The sequence below is a fragment of the Romboutsia sp. 13368 genome, assembly GCF_018336475.1.
Taxonomy (GTDB): Bacteria; Bacillota; Clostridia; order Peptostreptococcales; family Peptostreptococcaceae; genus Romboutsia.
Window position 1 is genome coordinate 2239780 of record NZ_CP048741.1, and the last position, 2942, is coordinate 2242721.

Here is a 2942-nt window from a genome sequence, read left to right on the forward strand (position 1 = left end):
AAAAGCATAGAGTAAAACCTTATCTCTATATCTTTATCTATATCTTTTATGCTTGTTATATTATTTTTATTATCAATGAGAATTATTTTCCTTAGTTTTATACTTTATCTTAACTATATCACTACATTCACTTCTCAAAACTATATATAAATGTATTGTTCTATCCCTTTTGCTACGCCATCATTTTGAACTGTGTCTGTTATTTTATTTGAATGCTTTTTTACTTCATCACTAGCATTTCCCATAGCAATCCCACATCCTACAGTCGATAACATTTCAATATCATTTTTACCATCTCCAAAAGCATATGTATTTTCTATTTTTATGCCTAAGTAATCTATTGCTTTTAATATTGCACTCCCTTTAGTATTTTTCTTTAAATATACCTCAACAGCACTTTTGTTTACACTACTAAAATAATCACACTCTGGGTTATCTTTTATTAATGATAAACATAATTCTTTAATTTCATCGTTTGGGCATAGCATTTCAAATTTATGAACATCAATTTCTTCAATATTAAATTCACCTTTAAAATATGTTCTACTAACACCTATATCATCATAATACTTATAAAATTCTTTACAGCTTTCTTTCATATACGAATATAATTCTCCTTGGAGTATATACTGTATATTATTATTTTCAAGCTCTATAACTATATCTTTTATAAATCCTTTTTCTATAGGCTCACTATGAATAGTTTTATTATTTATTATTACATGAGCTCCATTTGCTAATATAAATCCATCAAATCCAAAATCTAATATGTTTTTATCTAAAAGTGCATATGGTCTACCTGTAGATATAAAAACATAATCTCCTTTTTCTTGTACTTTTTTTATTGCCTTTTTTACATTAGGAGTAATATCTTTTATTCCACCCATGCAATCTATTAATGTTCCATCTATGTCTAAAAAAATTGCTTTTTTCATATTTTTAACTCCTTATGTTATTTAATTAATCTATAATTGTATACTCTAAAGTATCTTAATTTAACTTTAAATATAAAAAATAAACGGTAAACTATTTATAAATTTACCGTTTATTCATATAATAATTTATCTACATATTATTGTAAAGTGCAAGTAGGAACTTTAGCAGATATACCATATTTAGTATCTCCTAATCCACAGAATGCATCTACTGGACTCACTCCTACGAACTCAGATCTTCCTAACATTTTATCAACTAATGCAGTGAAAGTAACATCTTTGTTATCATAAGCATTTATATAAGTCTTAACTTGAGGTACATCCGCTAAATGGAATGGAGATTGTAATGATATAAATATTGTTGGTACTTCATTTACGTAGAATGGTATATCTGGAGTACCTTTACTTGCTGGCCATTGTATTCTTTGGTCAGTATTTGGATTAACTACCGCTAAGTTTATTATTAAATCGTAGTTATCTGTTAAGTCTGTTATAGGTCTCTTAGTAGCATAAACGTTCATAATTGCCTTCATAACTTCTTCTGGAGAAAGTTTCATTGCTTTCTCCATTGGAGATTCCCATATAGAAACTTCGAATCCTTCTTTTTCTAACATTTCTTTCATTACTTCACTTGGCTTAGGTCCTTGAGCACCTATTAATGCACCAAATCCACCTTCAGTACCTTTTACATCAACAAGTAATACTCTTTTGTATTTTTCTGCAGATATTGGGAATATATCTTCAGTATTCTTTACTAATGTTATACCTTTATCAGCAACTTCAGCAGCTATAGCTTTATTTTCTTCTAAACCTATTTTAGCCATTGCTTCTTCTTTAGGCATCATTATTTCTGTTTTAGCTTTTTTGTGAAGTCCTAAAGCAGCTTTAGTTCCTAATATTCTAGTTAAAGCTTCGTTTAATCTTTCATCAGTTATTATTCCATTTTTGTATCCATCCATCATGTATCCGAAATCTTCATCTGGATCATTGAAGAATAAGAATAAATCTGAACCTGCAGCTATTGCTGTTGGTAGCATTTCACTACGTTTCATTGCAGAAGTCATAGCAACCATGTGAGAAGCATCTGTTACAACTAATCCGTTGAACTTCATTTCTCCTCTTAATAAATCAGTTAATATATACTTACTTAATGTAGCTGGCATATATAATTCTTCAGTAGTCGCTTCTGGATTGAAGTAACGAACGTACTCTGGTAAAGCTATATGTCCTGCCATTATTGATGGAAGACCTGCTTCGAATAATCCACCGTATACTCTACCAAATGTAGCATCCCATTCATCTTTAGATAACCAGTTTGGAGCAAATGATAAGTGTTGATCTCTTTCATCTATACCATCTCCAGGGAAGTGCTTAGCAGCTGGAGCTATTCCACTTTCCATTATTCCTCTCATGTATTCTAAAGATAATTCTAAAGTTTGCTCAACATCTTGAGACCAAGTTCTAGTAGATATTATTGGATTTCTCCAGTTTCTGTTTATATCAACTATTGGTGCAAATGACCAGTTACATCCTATAGCAGATGCTTCAACCCCTGATACTCTACCTAATTCGTAAGCATATCTCTTATCATTTGTAGCAGCTATTTTTACTTCACTTCCTACATATGTACCATCTACACAAGCTCCATTACCACCTGCTTCAGTGTTAGCAGCTATTAATAGAGGTATCTTAGAGTTTTCTTGTAATATTTTATTTTGGTCGTATACTTGTTCAGCTGTAGCTGGGTTATAACGAACTGCACCTATATGGTAGTTATCTAACATACCTTTTAAGTATTCTTCGTCACGGCTAGCTCCCATGTTTACGAATAATTGACCTATTTTTTCTTCTATAGTCATATTTGCTATAGTATCTTCTACCCACTTTATCCCTTGTTCATCAAGGTTATAAGGTTTTGCTTTTAAGTTTACCATCTCTATTAACTCCCTTATCATATACTTATTTATATAGATATGTATTATTATATTGTAAATATCTATATTAAAT

At 30.4% G+C, this 2942-nt stretch carries 2 protein-coding genes; both read right to left on the reverse strand.

All coding sequences use genetic code 11. The features are described from left to right. Positions 1 to 140: 140 nt before the first annotated feature. On the reverse strand, positions 141 to 935 hold the full coding sequence (locus G3997_RS09370; protein ID WP_296645515.1) for an HAD family hydrolase: 795 nt from the start codon (positions 933 to 935) through the stop codon (positions 141 to 143). A gap of 137 nt (positions 936 to 1072) precedes the next feature. Further along, positions 1073 to 2869 carry a glycoside hydrolase family 3 protein gene (locus G3997_RS09375; RefSeq protein ID WP_296645516.1) on the reverse strand — a complete coding sequence of 599 codons (1797 nt, stop codon included), beginning with the start codon at positions 2867 to 2869 and terminating at the stop codon, positions 1073 to 1075. Positions 2870 to 2942: the final 73 nt, after the last annotated feature.